This window comes from Kytococcus schroeteri (genome assembly GCF_002847825.1).
Taxonomy (GTDB): Bacteria; Actinomycetota; Actinomycetes; order Actinomycetales; family Dermatophilaceae; genus Kytococcus; species Kytococcus schroeteri.
Genome location: NZ_PKIZ01000020.1, coordinates 1 through 18,764 on the forward strand (window position 1 = coordinate 1; position 18,764 = coordinate 18,764).

General features: G+C 73.3%; 17 protein-coding genes, 2 pseudogenes and 1 riboswitch. Of the genes and pseudogenes, 5 read left to right on the forward strand and 14 right to left on the reverse strand.

Annotated elements, in window-relative coordinates; genetic code table 11:
* Positions 1–498 (reverse strand): annotated as a pseudogene (locus CYJ76_RS09705) (hypothetical protein); the annotation flags it as partial.
* A 268-nt stretch (positions 499–766) separates the two neighbouring features.
* Between CYJ76_RS09705 and CYJ76_RS09710 the strand changes: the two are divergent.
* Positions 767–1,759, forward strand: coding sequence for a malate dehydrogenase (locus CYJ76_RS09710; protein WP_202816722.1), 993 nt, complete (start codon positions 767–769; stop codon positions 1,757–1,759).
* 85 nt (positions 1,760–1,844) lie between these two features.
* On the opposite strand, the gene CYJ76_RS09715 is transcribed toward CYJ76_RS09710, so the two are convergent.
* The 4 genes from CYJ76_RS09715 to purN form a co-directional block, all read right to left on the reverse strand.
* Positions 1,845–2,180: a DUF3017 domain-containing protein gene (locus CYJ76_RS09715; protein ID WP_070705729.1), complete on the reverse strand. Its 336-nt coding sequence runs from the start codon at positions 2,178–2,180 to the stop codon at positions 1,845–1,847.
* Positions 2,164–3,012 carry a bifunctional methylenetetrahydrofolate dehydrogenase/methenyltetrahydrofolate cyclohydrolase gene (locus CYJ76_RS09720; RefSeq protein WP_070705731.1) on the reverse strand — a complete coding sequence of 283 codons (849 nt, stop codon included), beginning with the start codon at positions 3,010–3,012 and terminating at the stop codon, positions 2,164–2,166. The genes CYJ76_RS09715 and CYJ76_RS09720 overlap by 17 nt, the downstream gene beginning before the upstream one ends.
* Positions 3,013–3,032: 20 nt before the next feature.
* Positions 3,033–4,613 carry a bifunctional phosphoribosylaminoimidazolecarboxamide formyltransferase/IMP cyclohydrolase gene (gene purH, locus CYJ76_RS09725; protein WP_070705730.1) on the reverse strand — a complete coding sequence of 527 codons (1,581 nt, stop codon included), beginning with the start codon at positions 4,611–4,613 and terminating at the stop codon, positions 3,033–3,035.
* A 22-nt stretch (positions 4,614–4,635) separates the two neighbouring features.
* Positions 4,636–4,714, reverse strand: a riboswitch (ZMP/ZTP riboswitch).
* 21 nt (positions 4,715–4,735) lie between these two features.
* Positions 4,736–5,311, reverse strand: coding sequence for a phosphoribosylglycinamide formyltransferase (purN, locus tag CYJ76_RS09730; RefSeq protein ID WP_070705732.1), 576 nt, complete (start codon positions 5,309–5,311; stop codon positions 4,736–4,738).
* Positions 5,312–5,425: 114 nt separating this feature from the next.
* Between purN and CYJ76_RS09735 the strand changes: the two genes are divergently transcribed.
* Positions 5,426–6,130 carry a prepilin peptidase gene (locus CYJ76_RS09735; protein ID WP_101849988.1) on the forward strand — a complete coding sequence of 235 codons (705 nt, stop codon included), beginning with the start codon at positions 5,426–5,428 and terminating at the stop codon, positions 6,128–6,130.
* A gap of 109 nt (positions 6,131–6,239) precedes the next feature.
* Here CYJ76_RS09735 and CYJ76_RS09740 read toward each other — a convergent pair whose 3' ends face one another.
* Entirely contained in the window at positions 6,240–7,100 is an 861-nt protein-coding gene (locus CYJ76_RS09740; RefSeq protein WP_101849989.1) for a YsnF/AvaK domain-containing protein, read from the reverse strand.
* Positions 7,101–7,354: 254 nt separating this feature from the next.
* Between CYJ76_RS09740 and CYJ76_RS09745 the strand changes: the two genes are divergently transcribed.
* Complete coding sequence (locus CYJ76_RS09745) at positions 7,355–7,762, forward strand: hypothetical protein (protein ID WP_101849990.1); 408 nt, start codon at positions 7,355–7,357, stop codon at positions 7,760–7,762.
* Here CYJ76_RS09745 and CYJ76_RS09750 read toward each other — a convergent pair.
* The 4 genes from CYJ76_RS09750 to pcrA all read right to left on the reverse strand — a co-directional run bounded on the left by CYJ76_RS09750 (position 7,749) and on the right by pcrA (position 13,863).
* Positions 7,749–9,050: a cell division protein PerM gene (locus CYJ76_RS09750; RefSeq protein ID WP_101849991.1), complete on the reverse strand. Its 1,302-nt coding sequence runs from the start codon at positions 9,048–9,050 to the stop codon at positions 7,749–7,751. The two genes, CYJ76_RS09745 and CYJ76_RS09750, sit on opposite strands and share 14 nt — an antisense overlap.
* A 107-nt stretch (positions 9,051–9,157) precedes the next feature.
* Positions 9,158–10,051, reverse strand: coding sequence for a succinate--CoA ligase subunit alpha (sucD, locus tag CYJ76_RS09755; RefSeq protein WP_101849992.1), 894 nt, complete (start codon positions 10,049–10,051; stop codon positions 9,158–9,160).
* A gap of 2 nt (positions 10,052–10,053) precedes the next feature.
* Positions 10,054–11,238 carry an ADP-forming succinate--CoA ligase subunit beta gene (gene sucC, locus CYJ76_RS09760; protein WP_070704300.1) on the reverse strand — a complete coding sequence of 395 codons (1,185 nt, stop codon included), beginning with the start codon at positions 11,236–11,238 and terminating at the stop codon, positions 10,054–10,056.
* A gap of 138 nt (positions 11,239–11,376) precedes the next feature.
* Positions 11,377–13,863 carry a DNA helicase PcrA gene (gene pcrA, locus CYJ76_RS09765; protein ID WP_101850003.1) on the reverse strand — a complete coding sequence of 829 codons (2,487 nt, stop codon included), beginning with the start codon at positions 13,861–13,863 and terminating at the stop codon, positions 11,377–11,379.
* Positions 13,864–13,921: 58 nt separating this feature from the next.
* On the opposite strand from pcrA, the gene CYJ76_RS09770 reads away from it, so the two are divergent.
* Positions 13,922–14,275 (forward strand): hypothetical protein, encoded by a 354-nt coding sequence (locus CYJ76_RS09770; RefSeq protein WP_070705624.1) that lies wholly within the window; start codon positions 13,922–13,924, stop codon positions 14,273–14,275.
* Between the two features lie 55 nt (positions 14,276–14,330).
* Here CYJ76_RS09770 and CYJ76_RS09775 read toward each other — a convergent pair whose 3' ends face one another.
* Complete coding sequence (locus CYJ76_RS09775; RefSeq protein ID WP_101849993.1) at positions 14,331–15,092, reverse strand: NUDIX hydrolase; 762 nt, start codon at positions 15,090–15,092, stop codon at positions 14,331–14,333.
* Between the two features lie 103 nt (positions 15,093–15,195).
* Between CYJ76_RS09775 and CYJ76_RS09780 the strand changes: the two genes are divergently transcribed.
* Positions 15,196–16,290 (forward strand): lysylphosphatidylglycerol synthase transmembrane domain-containing protein, encoded by a 1,095-nt coding sequence (locus tag CYJ76_RS09780; RefSeq protein ID WP_168168509.1) that lies wholly within the window; start codon positions 15,196–15,198, stop codon positions 16,288–16,290.
* A gap of 180 nt (positions 16,291–16,470) precedes the next feature.
* Here the strand turns inward: CYJ76_RS09780 and guaA are convergent, their stop codons facing one another.
* The 3 genes and pseudogenes from guaA to CYJ76_RS12520 form a co-directional block, all read right to left on the reverse strand.
* On the reverse strand, positions 16,471–18,060 hold the full coding sequence (guaA, locus tag CYJ76_RS09785; RefSeq protein WP_070705734.1) for a glutamine-hydrolyzing GMP synthase: 1,590 nt from the start codon (positions 18,058–18,060) through the stop codon (positions 16,471–16,473).
* A gap of 81 nt (positions 18,061–18,141) precedes the next feature.
* Complete coding sequence (locus tag CYJ76_RS09790) at positions 18,142–18,522, reverse strand: DUF3817 domain-containing protein (protein WP_237769703.1); 381 nt, start codon at positions 18,520–18,522, stop codon at positions 18,142–18,144.
* 2 nt (positions 18,523–18,524) lie between these two features.
* Positions 18,525–18,764 (reverse strand): annotated as a pseudogene (locus tag CYJ76_RS12520) (hypothetical protein); the annotation flags it as partial.

The window sequence follows — 18,764 nt, forward strand, 5'->3', positions numbered from 1 at the left end:
GGCCACACCGTGTCTGCCGGCCCGGTCACCGTCCTCCCCACGCCCGGCCCCGGCCCCGGCCCCGGGCGTGGGGGTGGGGGCACTGTTGCCCAGGGCGTCGGCCAGGGCCTGGTCGCGGCGGGCCTCGCCCTTCTCGCGGTGCCCGGCGCCGGCGACCAGTTGGGCGTCGTCCAGGTGGTGCAGGCCACCGTCCTGCCGGGCGGACCCGACCACGGACACCACCCGGGAGCGCACCCTGGCGGCCCGGTTGGTCACCACCGCGGCGCGGGATGCCAGGCCGCGGGCCCGGTCGGCCGACCACGCCAACGCGCCAGCCGGGGTGGACTCCACCGCCGCGAGTGCCCCCATCAGGGTGTCCAGGGCCGCGTCGACCCGGTCGAACGCAGCATCCACTGCGCCCAACGGGTCCGGGCCCGTCGCCTCGGGGGCCGGCGAGCCAACACCCACCGCCGGGGCCTGCCCCGCCCCGGACCCCACGTACTCGAACCTGTCGCCCACCACGCCCCCTTCCGACGTGCCCCGTGACCGGACCCCCGTCCGATCAACTACCCCCAGAATAGTACACACAACCTACTCAAAGCAACCCCACCATCGGACATGTGGACGAGCAGCGCCCACCCCGCCCCGTCCACAGCCCCGCCAGCCGAGCCGGCCCAGTCCTCCCCACCCACCGGCTCGCACGTCCTCCGCCCACCACCGGTGCGGTGACCCCCCGGCCCGGGCAGTACGGTTGTGACCGGTTCCACGTCTGACACAGGAGGTTCTCGTGACCCAGCCCGTCAAGGTCGCCGTGACCGGCGCCGCCGGCCAGATCTGCTACTCCCTGCTCTTCCGCATCGCCGCGGGCGAGCTGCTCGGCCCGGACACCCCCGTCCAGCTCCGCCTGCTCGAGATCACCCCGGCTCTCCCCGCCCTCGAGGGCGTCGTGATGGAGCTCGAGGACAGCGCCTTCCCGCTGCTGTCGGGCGTGGAGATCGGCGACGACGCCAAGAAGGTGTTCGACGGCGCCAACGTCGCGATGCTGGTGGGCGCCCGCCCGCGCGGCAAGGGCATGGAGCGCTCGGACCTGCTCGAGGCCAACGGCCAGATCTTCACCGGCCAGGGCCAGGCCCTCAACGAGGTGGCCGCCGACGACATCCGCATCACCGTCACCGGCAACCCGGCCAACACCAACGCGCTCATCGCCATGAACAACGCGCCCGACATCCCCACCGAGCGGTTCTCGGCCCTCACCCGCCTGGACCACAACCGCGCCAAGGCCCAGCTGGCCACCAAGGCCGGCGTGCGCACCACCGACATCCAGCGCATGACCATCTGGGGCAACCACTCGGCCACCCAGTACCCGGACATCTTCCACGCCACCATCAACGGCAAGCCGGCCGCCGAGGTCGTGGACGACCAGGCGTGGCTGGAGAACGACTTCATCCCCACCGTGGCGCAGCGCGGCGCGGCCATCATCGAGGCCCGCGGCTCGTCCTCGGCCGCCTCCGCCGCCACCGCCACCATGGACCACACCCGTACCTGGCTGCAGGGCACCGCCGAGGGCGACTGGACGTCCATGGCCGTGTGCTCCGACGGCTCCTACGGCGTGCCCGAGGGCCTCATCTCCTCCTTCCCGGTGACCACCAAGAACGGCACCTGGGAGATCGTGCAGGGCCTGGAGATCGACGAGTTCTCCCGCGGCAGGATCGACGCCTCCGTGGCCGAGCTGGCCGAGGAGCGCGACACCGTGCGCGAGAAGGGCCTCATCCAGGGCTGACACCCCCTCACGCGACGAAGGGCCGACCCCGTGCGGGGTCGGCCCTTCGTCGCGTGAGGCCAGCTGGTCGAGCCTCGGCAGCGCCTCAGAGGCGGATGAGGCGCGCCATCGTCCACAGCAGACCGGACATGAGCAGCCACATGAGCACGTCCGCCCACCGACTGCGCGTGACCAGCCCGCCGGCGAGGCGCTCGGGCAGCACCGCACGCAGGAGCGCCCCCAGGGCCGCCCCGGTGGCCAGCACCATCACGGCCGGACGCACCTCGTGCAGCACCACCATCACTGTGCCGGCGGCCAGGAGGGCGAGGGTCAGCCACCACGCCCCGAGGTCCACGAGCCGGTCCAGGGGGCGGATGGAGGGGCCACGCTTGTCCGCCAGCGGCCCCGACCACCCGGCGCGGCGCTCAGGCGGCGGCGTCACGCTCCGCGGCCTCCACCACGTTGCGCAGCAGCATGGCGCGCGTCATCGGGCCCACGCCGCCGGGGTTGGGGCTGACCCAGCCCGCCACCTCGGCCACGTCCTCGGCCACGTCACCCACGATCTTCCCGTCCACCCGGGAGACGCCCACGTCGAGCACCGCGGCACCGGGCTTCACCATGTCGGCGGTCACCATGCCGGGCACGCCGGAGGCGGCCACCACCACGTCGGCGCGGCGCAGGTGGGAGGCGAGGTCGCGGGTGCCGGTGTGCACCACCGTGGTGGTGGCGTTCACCGAGCGCTCGGCGAGCATCAGCGCCAGCGGGCGCCCCACGGTGAGACCGCGGCCCACCACCACCACCTCGGCGCCCTCCAACGGCACCTCGTAGCGGCGCAGCAGCTCGATGACGCCGGCCGGCGTGCAGGCACGCGGGGCCTCCACCCCGTGCACCAGGCTGCCGAGGTTGTAGGGGTGCAGCCCGTCCACGTCCTTGTGCGGGGCCACGCGGGAGAGCAGCGCGAACTCGTCGAGGCCGGTGGGCTGCTGCACGAGGAAGCTCGTCACGCGGTTGTCGGCGTTGAGCTCGTCGATGAGCTCCTCCACCTCGGCCTGGCTGGCGCTGGCCGGCAGGTCGTGGCGGTAGCTGGGCAGGCCGATCTGGGCGCAGTCCTTGTGCTTGGCCCCCACGTACCACTGGCTGCCGGGGTCCTCACCCACGAGGATGGTGGCCAGGCCGGGGGTGTGGCCGGCGTCCAGGAGGGCCTTCACGCGGGTCGTGAGGTCGTCCTTGATCTCCTGGAGAACCGTGCGTCCGTCGAGGATCTGAGCGGTCATGTCCGTCATCGTCCCAGAACTCAGTGGGCGAAGTGGCGGGTACCGGTGAGGTACATCGTGACCCCGGCCTCGCGGGCGGCGGCCACGACCTCCTCGTCGCGCATCGACCCACCGGGCTGCACCACGGCGCGCACGCCGGCATCGAGCAGCACCTGCAGGCCGTCGGCGAAGGGGAAGAACGCGTCCGAGGCGGCCACGGAGCCGCGGGCGCGCTCCTCGCCGGCGCGGGAGACCGCCAGGTGGCAGGAGTCCACGCGGTTCACCTGCCCCATGCCGATGCCGACGCTCGCGCCGTCCTTGGCCAGCAGGATGGCGTTGGACTTGGTGGCCCGCACCGCGCGCCAGGCGAACTGCAGGTCGGCCAGGGTGGCCTCGTCGGCGGCCTCGCCGGCCACCAACTCCCAAGCCGCGGCGTCGTCACCGGGGGCGTCGAGCACGTCGCGCTCCTGCACGAGCAGGCCGCCGCTGATGGGGCGCAGCTCCTGGCCGGCCCGCTCCGGCGCCCGGGCGGTGAGCAGGCGGATGTTCTTCTTGGCGGTGAGCAGCTCCACGGCCTCGGGCGCGAAGGACGGGGCGATGACCACCTCGGTGAAGACGTCCTTGACCGTCTCGGCCATCTCGCGCGTCACCTCGCGGTTGGCGGCGATGATCCCCCCGAAGGCGCTCACCGGGTCGCAGGCGTGGGCGCGGGCGTGGGCGGTGGCGACGTCCGGCCCCACGGCGATGCCGCACGGGTTGGCGTGCTTGACCACGGCCACGGTCGGCTGGTCGCCGTGGTCGTGGGCGGCGCGCCAGGCGGCGTCGGCGTCCACGTAGTTGTTGTAGCTCATGGCCTTGCCGTGCAGCTGCTGGGCGCCGGCCACGCCGGGGGCGGGGGCGTCTCCGGCCACCACGTCGCGGTACAGGGCCGCGGCCTGGTGGGGGTTCTCCCCGTAGCGCAACGTGTCGGCCAGCTCCCAGGCGGCCGAGCGGTGGGCACCGAACTGCTCACCCTCGGCGGCGGTGTCCTGCGCCATCCACGTGGAGACCGCCACGTCGTAGGCGGCGGTGTGGGCGAAGGCGGCGGCGGCCAGCTCGCGGCGTGCGGCGAGGTCCAGGCCGCCGGAGCGCACGGCCTCGAGTACGCGGGGGTAGCTCGCCGGGTCCACCACCACCGCCACACTGGCGTGGTTCTTGGCAGCGGCGCGCACCATCGACGGACCACCGATGTCGATCTTCTCGATGATCGCGTCACGGTCGGCGCCGGAGGCCACGGTCTCGGCGAAGGGGTAGAGGTTCACCACCACGAGGTCGAAGCCGGCCACGCCGAGGTCCTCGAGCTGCTGGGCGTGGTCGGTGCGGGTGCGGTCGGCCAGGATCCCGGCGTGGATGTGGGGGTGCAGCGTCTTCACGCGCCCGTCGAGGCACTCCGGGAAGCCGGTGACCTCCTCCACCGGGGTGACCGGCACGCCCAGGGACCGCAGGTGCTGGGCCGACCCCCCGGAGGAGACGATCTCGACGCCGGCCTCGGCCAGGCCACGACCCAGCTCGTCGAGGCCCGTCTTGTCGAACACGCTGAGCAGCGCGCGGCGGATGGGGCGGATGGTGGACTCGGTGCTCACGGTGACTCCGTCTCGTCGGTTGCCGGGGCACCCAGGCGGGCGATGCCCTCGAATCGTCACTTCCCGGTGGTGGCCCACCTGCGCCAGTCGTGTGGCCCCAGTCTAGGGCGCCGCACTCCCCCTCAGCGCCCGGTCGGCAGCCCCTCGGTGGCGATGCGGGTCAGCTCGGTCACGAGCATCTCCCGCTCGCGCTCCTTGATGCGCTCGTGGAGCCCCGCCTCGTCGTCGCCGGGGAGCACCTCCACGGCGCGCTGGGCCACGATCGGGCCGGTGTCCACACCGGCGTCGACGAGGTGGAGGGTGCAGCCCGTCACCCGTACGCCGTGGGCCAGTGCGTCGCGCACGCCGTGGGCGCCGGGGAAGCTCGGCAGCAGGGCCGGGTGGGCGTTGAGCGTGCGCCCGCCGAAGCGGTCCAGGAAGGCTGCGCCGAGGATGCGCATGAAGCCCGCGGAGAGCACCACGTCCGGGGCCAGGGCGTCCACCGCGTCGGCGAGGGCGGCGTCCCAGGCGGCCCGGTCGGCGTGGTCGTGCGGAGCCACCACCTGCGTGGCGATGCCGTGCGCGGCGGCGCGCTGCAGGCCCTCGGCCTCCCGGTCGGCCACCACGCCCACCACCGTGAACGGGGCGTCACCGGCGGCGGCGTCGAACACGGCCTGGGCCGTGGAGCCGGCCCCGGAGAGCAGCACCACCACCCGCAGGCGGTCCGGGGCGACGGTGGACTGGGAGGACGCGGTGGGGGTGGTCACGGCGTCAGGGTAGTGGGCTGTGGACGACGCACGTGGCGGACCGAGGGCACTCGCTACGGTGCCGGCATGTCCCCGATCGCGGCCGTCGTGGCCTGCTCCTTGGCGCTGCTGGGCCTCGCCGTCGGCGCCCGCGTGCGCGTGGCCCTGGCCGCCGGGCACCACCGTCGCCCCACCGACGACCCCGCTCCCCCGCCGCGCTTCGCCTGGCTGCCGGCCGCCGTGGGCCTCGGGGTGGCGGTCCCCGGCGCCCTGGCCTCTCCGGCGTGGCAGGACGCGCTCTCCGGCGAGCGACCCGGGGTGCCACTACTGGTGCTGGCCCTGGTGGGGGCCGCGGCCGTTCTGGCCGGGGCCGTGGCCTCGGCGGTGGACCTCGACGTCCACCGGCTCCCCGACCGCCTCACCCTGCCGGCTGCGACCACCGCGGCGGCCCTGCTGGCGCTGGCGACCGCCACCGGCGAGCCGGTCGGGTCCCTGGTGCGGGCGCTCACGGCCGGGCTCGTGCTCGGCGGGGTCTACCTGCTGCTGAGCTTCCTCACCGCCGGCGGCATCGGCCTGGGTGACGTCAAGCTCGCGCTGGCCGTGGGGACGCTCACCGGGTGGATGGGATGGGGCCCCTTCCTCCTGGCGGCGTGGGGAGCGTTCGCGGTGGGCGCGCTGTGGGCCGTGGTGCTCATGGCCCTGGGGCGTGCCACCCGCCGCACGCACCTGCCCTTCGGGCCGTCCATGGTGGTCTCCGCGTGGGTCACCTGGTGCCTCTGGCTCGCGACCTGAGGGGCTCCCCGACGCGCGCCCTGCCCCCGCACACGGCGGGACCCCCGCACCCGAGGGGTGCGGGGGTCCCGGTCGTCAGCGGCGGGCGTCGACCGTCCGGTGAGGGGTCTCAGCGACGGGTGCCGTCGACGTCCTCACCCTCGACCTCGACGCGCTCCTTGCGGACGGAGTCGGAGACCTCGACGTTCTCGGTGTGGCGCTCGGTCTCGATGCCGACCTCCTCCACCGCGACGGTCTCCTTGGAGACCACGGGGCGCTCGGACTCCAGGTGCACGTCGATCTCCTCCTCGCGGAAGGCCTCACCGTTGTCCACGGTGTTGCCGTCCACCGGGCGGGAGACGACCTTGGCCGACTCGGTGGTGACCGGCACGGTCACGGTCTGCTCCTCGGTGTCCACGTACTTGCGCAGACGCAGCTCGCCACCGTCGACGCGCTCGGTGCCCACGTTGAGGCGCTCCTCGTGGCGGACCATGGTGTCGCCGTCGGTGTCGACGCGGTCGGCCACGTCGCGGTCGGCGTCCACGCGGTCGCGGTCGGCGTCCACGTCGCGGTCGGCGTCCACGCGGTCGCGGTCGGCGACACCGGCGGCAGCGGTGCCGGCGGCAGCGGTGCCGGCGGCCACGTCGTCGCTGCGACGCTCGGTCACCTCGGCGGAGTCACCGGACACCTCGTAGTAGCGGTAGAGCTCGCGCTCCTGCTCCACGTCCAGGTGCTCGTCGCCGTCCACGCGGGGGGCGTCCTTCACCTTGTCCTTGGAGTACTGGACGGTCAGGCCGTTGTCGGTGACGGTGGCACCGGCCAGCGGCACGAACGACTGCGAGGTGCCGAAGAGGCCCGTGTTGACGGTCACCCACTCGGGCTCGTTGGTGCGGTCGTCCAGGTAGATCTCACCGATGGAGCCGATCTTGTCGCCGTCGACGCTGTAGAGGTCGCCGTCGCGCAGGGTACGGAGCTGGTCCTTGCTGATCATGGTTCCTCCTAGCCGGCCCGAGGGACCGGTGGTCGTTTCCCCCTCGAGAGGGGCCTCACTCATCAACCTAGCCCCCTGACACCTGAGCGCAACCCGTGCAGCGGGCTCGAGACGTGCCCTCCGTCACGAGGGGCCGTCGTGTACTGTGCGCGCCCCGACCACCCCGGGGGACGCCCCCGCGGGAAGGCCCGGTGGAGCGCCCCCGCACCTCCTAGACTCGGCCCTCCACCGATCACTCGTCCTGCAGGAGACCCGTGAGCCAGCCCGCCCAGTCCCCCCGCGGCCGCGTGCCGGACGCGCCCAACCCCGAGGTGCTCCGCGACTCGCGGCGCGCCGGCCTGCTTCTGGTCACCGGTGCGCTGCTGGGAATGCTGGACTTCCCGCGCAACCTCGTGGCCGTGGTGGCGCTGCTGCCGGCCCTGTTCTTCTTCTTCCGCACGCTTCGGGCCCAGGCGGGGCGTGCCCCGCTGCCCACCGTGCTGTGGACCGCGCTGGGCTTCGTGCTCACCTCCATGCTCCTCGTCGGGGCGCTGGCGCCACTGCTCTTCCTCGACGCCACGGTGCGCGCCCACGAGTGCACCAGCGCGGCCAACACGCTGCAGGCCCTGGACGACTGCCGGGCCCAGCTGCCGGCCACGATGGAGCAGATCACCCAGCGCTGACGCGTCCGGCCTCCGCGCGCTGCGCCCCGGCGCGCTGCCGCAGGTGGTCCATGGCCAACCGCAGCCCCACCCCCACCGCGAGCTCCGCGGCCAGCGCGAGTCCCCAGAGGGGATGCGGGTGCAGGCGCTCCAACGCACCGGGTGCGACCCCCACCCCCAGCAGCGGGCCCAGGGCGGTGGCCCCGATCCCCACGAGGGCGCAGGCCAGCAGGGCACGGGCCGCGACCCCCGGGGTGCCGGCCTCCTGCACGAACTGCTCGGCCTGGGCCCGGGCGACCGGCGGCAGGAAGGCTCCCACCGCCATCGGCACGAGCAGCACCGCCCACCACCACGGCGAGAAGGTCCCCTGCCCCGGGAGCGCTCCGAGCACGGGAACGGCCGGGAGGGCCAGATGCGGGGCGCCCCCGGGCGTGAACGCCCCCGACGGCACGACCACCCCGGGTCCGGCCAGCCACGCCGTGCCCCACCCCACGGCGGTGGGCAGCCACCCACCCTGGACGGCGGTGAGCACCACACCCGCTCCCCCATCGGCCCCGGTCACCCGGTGCACGGCCGCCACCTGCGGCCAGCGCACCACGAGGCAGGCCACCACCACGAGGGCACCGGCCACGGCCAGCCACCGCAGCGCCCGGCCCGCCGGGACGAGTGCGTCCTGGAGCAGCTCGCCGGCATCGCCCGGCCAGTCGGAGAACCACACGTCCCGGCGCGCGGGCGAGCAGGCCGTGACCAGGCCCACCACGGCGGGGAGGAGCGCCACCAGGAACAGACCCAGCACCCAGGAGCCGGCGGACCCGGCCGTTCCCAGCCGGCCGGCCAGCAGCAGGGGCAGGGCGTGCCCCACGAGGTAGCCCGCCGCCACGCCGGCCGCCGGCACCAGCACGACGTCGTCCCCCACGTCCTCGCCCGCCGCCGCCTCCACGCAGCCCACGAGGGTGCGCACCGAGCGCCAGACGCCCCAGGCCCCGACCAGCGCCAGCACCGTGGGTCCGCCGTGCAGGGTGAGCGTCTCGCCCTCGGGGCCGCTCGCGCCCACGGCCACCGCCGCACCGTGCGCCATGGCGCTGGCCCGCAGGCCGATGCCGATCGAGTCGCCGGCCGTCCACTGCGTGGACGGCGAGACCACCCAGGCCACCAGCACCATCAGCACGGCCAGCAGGTGCACCACGAGGGCCACGAGGAGGCCCCATCCCCCGCCGGCGACGAGGCCGGAGGCCAGGGGGGAGGCGGCAGGGGCAGCGGGCCGACGGGCGGCGCCACGACGGGCAGGGGCGGCGGAGGGGGTGGGCATCGGACCCATCATGCCGGCCGGCGGGGCACCCGGCGGGGCGAACCCGCCGGGGCACGCGGAAGGGGCCCGGTCCAGCGGACCGGGCCCCTTCGAGGGTCAGCAGGACGTCAGCCCTGCAGGCCCTTCATGATCTCGCGCATGCGCTCGGCGGTCTCGGACGGCGTCTTGCCGACCTTGACGCCGGCGGCCTCGAGGGCCTCCTTCTTGGCCTCGGCCGTGCCGGAGGAACCGGAGACGATGGCGCCGGCGTGGCCCATGGTCTTGCCCTCCGGGGCGGTGAAGCCGGCCACGTAGCCGACGACCGGCTTGGTGACGTTGGCCTTGATGTACTCCGCGGCGCGCTCCTCGGCGTCGCCACCGATCTCACCGATCATCACGATGGCGTCGGTGTCGGGGTCGGCCTGGAAGGCCTCGAGGGCGTCGATGTGGGTGGTGCCCACGATCGGGTCGCCGCCGATGCCGATGGCAGTGGAGAAGCCGAACTCACCCAGCTCGTACATCATCTGGTAGGTCAGCGTGCCCGACTTGGACACCAGGCCGATGCGGCCCGGGCCGGCGATGTCGGCCGGGATGATGCCCGCGTTGGACTGACCGGGGCTGATGATGCCGGGGCAGTTCGGGCCGATGATGCGGGTCTTGCCCGCCTTCTTGGCCTCGGCCCAGAACTCGGCGGAGTCCTGCACCGGGATGCCCTCGGTGATGACGACGGCCAGCTCGATCTCGGCCTGCACGGCCTCCAGCACGGCGTCCTTGGAGAACTTCGGCGGGACGAACAGCACGGAGACGTTCGCACCGGTGGCCTCCATGGCCTCCTTGACCGAGCCGAAGACGGGGACCTTGTGGCCACCCTCGAACTCGACCTCGGTGCCGGCCTTGCGCGGGTTCACGCCACCGACGACGTTCGTGCCCGAGGCGAGCATGCGCTGGGTGTGCTTCATGCCCTCGGAGCCGGTCATGCCCTGGACGATGACCTTGGAGTCGTTGTTCAGGAAGATCGCCATGCTCAGTTCTCCTTCGCGGCCAGCTCGGCAGCCTTCTCGGCGCCGCCGTCCATCGTGTCGGCAATGCTCACCAGCGGGTGGTTGGCCTCCGCGAGGATGCGGCGGCCCTCCTCGACGTTGTTGCCGTCGAGGCGCACGACCAGCGGCTTGGTGGCGTCGTCGCCCAGCATCTCCAGGGCCTTGACGATGCCGTTGGCCACGGCGTCGCACGCGGTGATGCCACCGAAGACGTTGACGAACACGGACTTGACCTGCTCGTCGCCCAGGATGACGTCCAGGCCGTTGGCCATGACCTCGGCCGAGGCGCCACCGCCGATGTCGAGGAAGTTGGCCGGCTTGGCCTTGCCACCGGTCTTGTCCTGGCCGGCGTAGGCCACGACGTCGAGGGTGGACATCACGAGGCCGGCGCCGTTGCCGATGATGCCGACGTTGCCGTCGAGCTTCACGTAGTTGAGGTCCATGGCCTTGGCCTTGGCCTCCAGCGGGTCGGCGGCGTCCTTGTCCTCCAGCTCGGCGTGGTGCGGCTGGCGGAAGTCGGAGTTGCCGTCGAGGGTGACCTTGCCGTCGAGGGCGACGATCTCGCCGTCCTCGGTCTTGACCAGCGGATTCACCTCGACCAAGGAGGCGTCCTCCTCGGTGTAGACCGTGTACAGGGTCTTGAGGACCTCGGCGATCTTGTCCTGGGAGTCGGTGAAGCCGGCGGCCTCCACGATCTCCTTCGCCTTGGCGTCGTCCAGGCCCACCGACGGGTCGATCTCGATGCGGGCCAGGGCCTCCGGGCGCTCGACGGCGAGCTGCTCGATCTCGACGCCGCCCTCCTTGGAGCACATGGCCAGGTAGGAGCGGTTGGCGCGGTCCAGCAGGATGGAGAAGTAGTACTCCTCGGCGATCTTGGCGCCCTGGGCGATCATCACCTTGTGCACGGTGTGGCCCTTGATGTCCATGCCCAGGATCTGACGGGCGGCCTCCTCGGCCTCCTCCGGGGACTTGGCGAGCTTCACACCACCGGCCTTGCCACGACCACCGGTCTTGACCTGGGCCTTGACGACCACGACTCCACCGGACTTCTGCCCGATTCGCTCCGCGGCAGCCCGAGCGTCCTCGGGGGTGGTGGCGACCTCACCGGCCAGCACCGGAACCCCGTGCTTCTCGAACATGTCACGGGCCTGGTACTCGAAGAGATCCACGAGTTGACACCGTCCTCACGATTTCGACTGTTGTTGCCGGCCCGCGTGCACGGGCCTGCCTCCGGTGACTCTAGTCCCTCACCGTGCACCGGCTCCCGGCGGTCGATGCGACCTGGATCACGCCCCGGCGCGTCGTGGTCAGAGCTTCTCGACCGGCGCGTAGCGCAGCAGCAGGCGCTTGGTGCCGAGCTCTCCCCCGAAGTCCACGTGCGCCATCGCCTTGTCGCCGGCACCGTCCACGCGCACCACGGTGCCCAGGCCGAACGAGTCGTGGGTGACGCGGTCCCCGGCCTCCAGCGCCACGACCGTGCGCGTGCGCTCCGGCGCGATGCGGCCGGCCAGGCGGGCGACCCCGGGCTGGCTCGTGGGGGCGTGGGCGGCAGCGGCCCCCTCGCGCTCCCAGCGCAGCAGGTGCTCGGGCAGCTCGGCGAGGAAGCGCGAGGGCGGGTTGTACTGCGGCGAGCCGTAGGCCGAGCGGACCGTGGCCCGCGAGAGGTGCAGGCGCTCACGGGCGCGGGTGATGCCCACGTAGGCCAGCCGGCGCTCCTCTTCGAGCTCGTCGGGGTCGTTGAGCGAGCGCATGTGCGGGAAGGTGCCGTCCTCGAGGCCGGTGAGGAAGACCACCGGGAACTCCAGCCCCTTGGCACTGTGGAGGGTCATGAGGGTGACCACGCCCCTGCCGTCGTCCTCCTCGGCACCGGCGTCGGTGTCGGCCACCAGCGAGACCTGCTCGAGGAAGGCCGCCAGGTGCTCGGTACCGCTGGCGGTACCGGCGGAGGGGCTGTCGGGGTCGGCCGCGGCCTCGTCGAACTCGCGCCCCACGGAGACCAGCTCGGCGAGGTTCTCCAGCCGGCTCTCGTCCTGCGGGTCGTCGGAGTCGCGCAGCTGCTGGGCGTAGCCGGTCTGTTCCAGCACCGCCTCGAGGACGTCGGCCACCCCGCCACCGGCCTCGGCCACGGTGCGCAGCGCCTCCAGCAGCGCGGAGAAGCCCTGCACGGCCCGCAGCGAGCGCACCGCGAGCCCGGGGGCGTCCTCGGCGCGGCCGAGCGCGGCGACGAAGGGGATGCGCTCCCGCTCGGCCAGGGCCACCAGCGCCCCCTCGGCCCGGTCGCCGATGCCGCGCTTGGGCACGTTGAGGATGCGGCGCAGGTTGACCGTGTCGAGCGGGTTGACCAGCACCCGCAGGTAGGCCAGGGCGTCCTTGATCTCGCGGCGCTCGTAGAAGCGCGTGCCGCCCACCACCCGGTAGGGCAGGCCCACGCGGACGAAGACCTCCTCCAGGGCACGGGACTGCGCGTTGGTGCGGTAGAACACCGCCACGTCGCCGGGCACGGCCTTGCCGGCGTCGACGAGGTCGTCGATGCGCTCGGCCACGAAGCTCGCCTCGTCGTGCTCGTTGTCGGCCACGTAGGCCACGATCTGCTCGCCGTCCCCGGCCTGCGACCAGAGGTTCTTGGCACGGCGGCGCTCGTTGCGCTCGATGAGCGTGTTGGCCGCGGTGAGGATGGTCTGGGTGGAGCGGTAGTTCTGCTCCAGCAGGATGGTGCGCGCCTGCGGGTAGTCGGTCTCGAACTCGATGATGTTGCGGATGGTGGCGCCGCGGAAGGCGTAGATGGACTGGTCGGCGTCACCCACCACGCACAGCTCGGCCGGCGGCACCTGGTGCTCGCCGGGCTCCTGTCCGGACTCGAGGCCGCCGGTCGCCCCGGCGCCGCCGGTGAGCTCGCGCACCAGCACGTACTGAGCGTGGTTGGTGTCCTGGTACTCGTCCACCAGGATGTGGCGGAACCGGCGGCGGTAGTGCTCCGCGATGGCCGGGAAGGCCTGCAGGATGTTGACCGTCGTCATGATGAGGTCGTCGAAGTCCAGCGCGTTCGCCTCGCGCAGGCGCTGGCTGTAGCGCGTGTACACCTCGGCGATGGCGCGGTCGTACGGGTTGTCCCCGGCCGCCGCGGCAAAGGCCTCGGCGTCGACCAGCTCGTTCTTGGCCGCGGAGATGCGGTGCCCCACCGCACCGGGCGGGAAGCGCTTGGGGTCCAGGTCGAGCTCGCGGACCACCAGGCTGAGCAGGCGGGTGCTGTCCGCGGCGTCGTAGATGGAGAAGGTGGAGCGCAGGCCGATGGTCTTCGCCTCGCGCCGCAGGATGCGCACGCAGGCCGAGTGGAAGGTGGACACCCACATGGCACGGGCGGCCGGTCCCACGAGGGACTCCACCCGCTCGCGCATCTCGGCGGCGGCCTTGTTGGTGAACGTGATGGCCAGCACCTGCCCGGGGTGCACGCCGCGGTGCCGCAGCAGGTGGGCGATGCGGTGGGTCAGAACGCGGGTCTTGCCCGACCCGGCCCCGGCGATGATGAGCAGCGGGCTGCCGCTGTGGAGCACCGCCTCACGCTGCGGCGGGTTGAGCCCCTCGAGCAGGTCCTCCTCCGAGGCCGGGGTCGCCGGCGCCCCGGGGCGCCGGACCCGCGCCGAGCCGGTGGACGGCGGCGGGCCGTCCGCCCGCGCCCAGTCGGGCACGCCGTCGGCCCCCACCCCCGGCTCCCCGGCCCCGGCGGGGGACCCCCCCTCGCTCCCGGACGGTGCCGTGGTGCCGAAGAGGTCGAGTTCTGCGAAGGGGTTGCTCATGGTGGACCCATCGTAGGTCGCTGCACCGACGACCTCGGCCGCTCCTACGATGGCCGGCATGCACATCGTCTACGAGCTCCTGGCCTCCCTCCACCTGCTGGGCATGGCGGCCCTGGTGGGCGGCTGGCTCGTCTCCCTGCGCGCGGACGTGATGAACACCGTCATGGTCTGGGGCGCCCGGCTCCAGCTGCTCACCGGCGTGCTCCTGGTGGGCCTGGCCGAGGCCGACGGCCGCGAGCTGGACCACGTGAAGATCGGTGTGAAGCTCGTCATCGCCCTGCTCGTGCTGGCCCTCGCCGAGGTGGCCGCCAGCAAGGAGCGCCGCGGCGAGGAGGCCCCCTCGGTGCGCAACGCCGCCGGTGGGCTGGCCGTGCTCGACGTGCTCGTGGCCAGCCTCTGGCACCTCCTCTGAGAACGCGGCGCCCGCCCTCCCCCTGCCGGCGCGGCCCCTGACGAGGCCCGCCGGCTCAGCCGGCCGGTCGCTCCCCCAGCCGCCGCGCCCGGGCCGCCACCGCCCGCCGAAGGTCCTCGGTGTTGCGCCGGATGCGACCGCCCACCCGCTCGTCGTCCAGGTCCACCCATGCCGCACTCGTGGTGGAGCCCCCCACGTCGTGCACCACGGGCTCGGCCACCCGGTCGGCCTCCGCCACCCAGACCAGGCTGATGCCGTGGTAGTCCTCCAGCTCGCCCTCACCGGTGGTGCCGCGCCCGGTCCACGAGCGCACCGCGAGCGGCTCGGCCCTGGCCAGCGCGTGACCGGTCTCCTCCCACACCTCGCGGGCGAGCGCCTCCTCGAAGGTCTCCCCCGGGTCCACCCCACCACCGGGCCAGTTCCAGAACTCGGTCTCGCTGCGGGCGTCCCACAGACCGGTGAGCAGCACCTGGGTGCCCGCCGGGTCGAACACCACCGCGTGCGTGGCCACCCGCTGCCGGCGCACCGTCGACTCGGCCTCCACCACCATGCCCGGAGCGCTCGCGGCGGGAAGGTCCCGCGGGTCGTACCCCGCCGTGTGGTCCAGCACGAGCGGCCGCTCCAGGGCCCCGCGCGCCTCCCGCAGGTCGCCGGCGGCCACCCGCGGCGCCGCCCCCTCGACGGCCGGCGCCCCCAGCTCGGCGGCCAACCAGGTGGGGTCCACGCCGTGCCCCACGGCCAGCACGGCCTCCCCCACCCGGACGAACAGCGGCACCCCGCCCGTCGGGTCGGGCCGGTGGTAGGTCACGTCGCTCATGCGCCCCATCCCACCACGGGCTGACACCCCCACCGGGACACGACGCCCCCGCGGTGCCCGAGTGCCACCGCCCCGCCCCGGGCGTGAGGGAGGATGGCGGGCGATGAGCGAGCACCCCGCCACCCCGGCCCCCGACACCGTCGAGGACGACCTGGACCCCCAGGGCGCCCCCCTCTCCCCGGCCCGCATCGCCTCCGCGTTCGTGGGGCTGGCCGTGGCCGGCGTCATCATCGTGTGGGGCCTGCCCTGGATCGCCGACACGAGCTGGAGCCAGATCGGCACCCAGCTGCGCCGCCTGAGCACCTCGGACATCGCGTGGCTCACTGGCCTCACCTCGGCAGCGGTGCTCTGCTACACGTTCGTGATGACCGGGTCCATCCGTGGGCTGCGCACCGGGCAGGCCGTCATCAGCAACCTCGTGGGCACGATGATCTCCACCACCTTCCCCCTCGGCGGCGCGGTGGGCGTGGGCGCCACGTATGCAATGTTCCGCAGCTGGGGCTTCGCCCGCAAGGACGTCTCCTCGGCCCTCACCGTGATCGGCGTGTGGAACATCCTGGGGCGGGCCGCCCTGCCGGCCATCGCCGCAGCGTGGATGCTCTGGGAGGCCGTGGGCACCCTGCCGCGCCAGGTGGTCTTCGCCCTCACCGTGGGCGGTGTGGCCGGCGGCGGACTGCTCCTCTTCTTCGTCCTGGCCGTGGCCTCGCGGACCGTGGCCGGGTCGCTGGGGTCGTCCATCGGCTGGCTGGCAAGCCCCTTCATCGGACGTCTCGAGGTGGAGCGCGACGACTTCCGCCGGGTGGCGCTGGAACTCCGCGAACGCATCGCCACCACCGTCCGCACCGGCGGGTGGACCATGACCGCCGGGATGGCCGGATTCCTCGGCCTCTACGGCGTGGTGTTCTGGCTGTGCCTGCGCTTCATGGGCGTGGACATCTCCCCCGTGCAGGCCTTCGCCGCCTACGCGGTGGGGCGCCTGCTCACGGCCTTCCCGGTGACCCCCGGCTCGATGGGGGTCACCGAGGCCGGTGCCCTGGCGATCCTCGTGGCCGGCGGGGCCTCACCGGCCGGTGCCTCGGCCGCGGTGCTGCTGTTCAGCCTCTTCACCAACGTGCTGCACGTGCCCGCGGGCCTCGTGGCCGGCGTCGTGTGGATCCTCACCGCCGGCCGGGCCGGCAACCGCCCGGGCACCCCCTAGCCCGGAGGAGCCCCTCGCACACAGAGATCCGCCTGCGCGGTCCAAGGGTGCGCCCCGTCGGGCGGGCACGTGGACCACAGACGGATCTCCGGGCGGTCAGGGGAGGGGGACCTGCGCCTCACTCCCACCTCACCGAGTTCGGCTCCGCCTCACTCCCACCTCACCGAGTTCGGCTCCGCCTCACTCCCACTCAATGGTTCCCGGCGGCTTGCTCGTCACGTCGAGCACCACCCGGTTCACCTCGTCCACCTCGTTGGTGATGCGGGTGGAGATGCGCTCCAGCACCTCGTAGGGAAGACGCGTCCAGTCGGCGGTCATCGCGTCCTCGGAGCTCACCGGACGCAGCACGATCGGGTGGCCGTAGGTCCGCCCGTCGCCCTGCACGCCCACCGAGCGCACGTCGGCCAGCAGCACCACCGGGCACTGCCAGATCGTGTCGTCCAGGCCGGCGGCCGTGAGTTCCTCGCGCGCGATGGCGTCCGCCGCCCGCAGGGTCTCCAGGCGGTCGGCCGTCACCTCGCCGATGATGCGGATGCCCAGGCCCGGGCCGGGGAAGGGCTGACGGGCCACGATCACCTCGGGCACGCCGAGCTCGCGGCCGATGGCGCGCACCTCGTCCTTGAACAGCATGCGCAGCGGCTCCACGAGGCCGAACTGCAGGTCGTCGGGCAGGCCGCCCACGTTGTGGTGCGACTTGATGGTGGCCGTGCCCGCACCGCCCCCGGACTCCACGACGTCCGGGTAGAGGGTGCCCTGCACCAGCCACTTCACCGGGTGCTCGTCGTCGGCGTGCTCCCCCGCCCGACCGGCCACCACGTCGCGCGCCGCCTGCTCGAAGGTGCGGATGAACTCCCGGCCGATGGTCTTGCGCTTGGTCTCCGGGTCGGTCTGGCCGGCCAGCGCGTCGAGGAACTGGGCGGTCGCGTCCACGGTCACCAGGTCGACGCCGGTGGCCGCGACGAAGTCCTGCTCCACCTGCTCGCGCTCGCCGGAGCGCAGCAGGCCGTGGTCCACGAACACGCAGGTGAGCTGGTCGCCGACGGCCTTCTGCACCAGGGCCGCGGCCACCGAGGAGTCCACGCCGCCGGACAGGGCGCAGATGACGCGGTCCTCGCCGACCTGGGCGCGGATGTCCTCCACGAGCGTCTCGATGACGTTCTCGTTGGTCCAGCGGCCCTCCAGGCCAGCCCCCTCGCGCAGGAAGTTCTCCAGCACCGCCTGCCCGTGCGCGGAGTGCATGACCTCGGGGTGCCACTGCACGCCGAAGAGGCGGCGCTCGCGGTCCTCGAAGGCCGCGACGGGCGCGCCCGGGGTGGAGGCGGTGGTGGTCATGCCCTGCGGGGCCTCGCTCACCGCATCGCCGTGGGACATCCACACCGACTGCTCGGTGGGCTGGCCGGCGAAGAGCACCGAGTCCACACCCGGGACCACGGTGGCGGGGGTCGAGCCGTACTCGCGCTGGCCGGTGTGGGCCACCGTGCCGCCGAGCGCCTGGGTCATGGCTTGGAAGCCATAGCAGATGCCGAACACCGGCACCCCGGCCTCGAGCAGGCCCTCGGCCAGGCGCGGGGCGCCGTCGGCGTACACCGACGACGGGCCGCCGGAGAGGATCAGCGCGGCGGGCTCCTTGGCGAGCACCTCCGCAGCGGGCATGTCGTGCGGGACGACCTCCGAGTACACGTCGGCCTCACGCACCCGGCGGGCGATGAGCTGCGCGTACTGGGCGCCGAAGTCGACGACGAGGACGGGGTTCGTTTGGAGCTCGGTCACGGGGCGCAGCCTACTGGCAGCGCGAGCGCCCACCCGGTGCGGGTGGGCGCTCGCGCTGGTGGCTGGCCGGGGTGTCGGGGCTCAGTCGCGCAGGTCCCGGCGGGTGGAGCGGAAGGGGCCGTCGACCTGCAGGCGCGCGTCCCGGGTGACCGTGCGCTCCATGACGAACGACCAGAAGGGGATGCAGCCCGAGAGCATGATCCACAGCATCCGGCCCAGGCCCCAGTGCAGGCCGAAGCAGAGCACGGCGGTGGCCACGGCGTAGGCCATGAAGATGAACCCGTGGATGGGCGACCAGACCTGGCTGAGCCGGTCCATGCCGAAGCCGTACTTGGCCACCATCACCCCGATGAGGATCAGCAGGGCGACGGACTCCACGAAGGCCAGCACCCGCCACACCGTGAGCTTGGGGCGGATGGTGGGGTCGTCCGCGCTGTGCGGTCGCATGATCGGCTGGGCCACGGTCACTCTCCTGAGTCTGGGGTCTCGGGGGACGAGGCTACCTGCGCCTGCCGGGACTCGTCGTACAGCATGCGCACGGCGACCCACAGGCCGAAGACGGCGAAGAGCCACCACTGCACGGCGTAGCCGGCGTTCTGCCAGTCGATGCCGGAGACCTCGGGGGGCGGCGGGGGCACGGCCCGCATGCCCGGGGAGGTCAGCGGCAGCTTCCGGCCCCCGGCGTCCGCGTGGTCGCCGAACAG

What these genes read in the sequence shown, in the direction of transcription:
- CYJ76_RS09720 (WP_070705731.1), bottom strand. Translation starts at nt 3,012, where the DNA reads ATGACCGCTCAGATCCTCGACGGACGCACGGTTCTCCAGGAGATCAAG.
- CYJ76_RS09775 (WP_101849993.1), bottom strand. Translation starts at nt 15,092, where the DNA reads ATGAGCGACGTGACCTACCACCGGCCCGACCCGACGGGCGGGGTGCCG.
- CYJ76_RS09740 (WP_101849989.1), bottom strand. Translation starts at nt 7,100, where the DNA reads ATGATCAGCAAGGACCAGCTCCGTACCCTGCGCGACGGCGACCTCTAC.
- sucD (WP_101849992.1), bottom strand. Translation starts at nt 10,051, where the DNA reads ATGGCGATCTTCCTGAACAACGACTCCAAGGTCATCGTCCAGGGCATG.
- CYJ76_RS09770 (WP_070705624.1), top strand. Translation starts at nt 13,922, where the DNA reads ATGCACATCGTCTACGAGCTCCTGGCCTCCCTCCACCTGCTGGGCATG.
- pcrA (WP_101850003.1), bottom strand. Translation starts at nt 13,863, where the DNA reads ATGAGCAACCCCTTCGCAGAACTCGACCTCTTCGGCACCACGGCACCG.
- CYJ76_RS09735 (WP_101849988.1), top strand. Translation starts at nt 5,426, where the DNA reads ATGTCCCCGATCGCGGCCGTCGTGGCCTGCTCCTTGGCGCTGCTGGGC.
- CYJ76_RS09780 (WP_168168509.1), top strand. Translation starts at nt 15,196, where the DNA reads ATGAGCGAGCACCCCGCCACCCCGGCCCCCGACACCGTCGAGGACGAC.
- CYJ76_RS09750 (WP_101849991.1), bottom strand. Translation starts at nt 9,050, where the DNA reads ATGCCCACCCCCTCCGCCGCCCCTGCCCGTCGTGGCGCCGCCCGTCGG.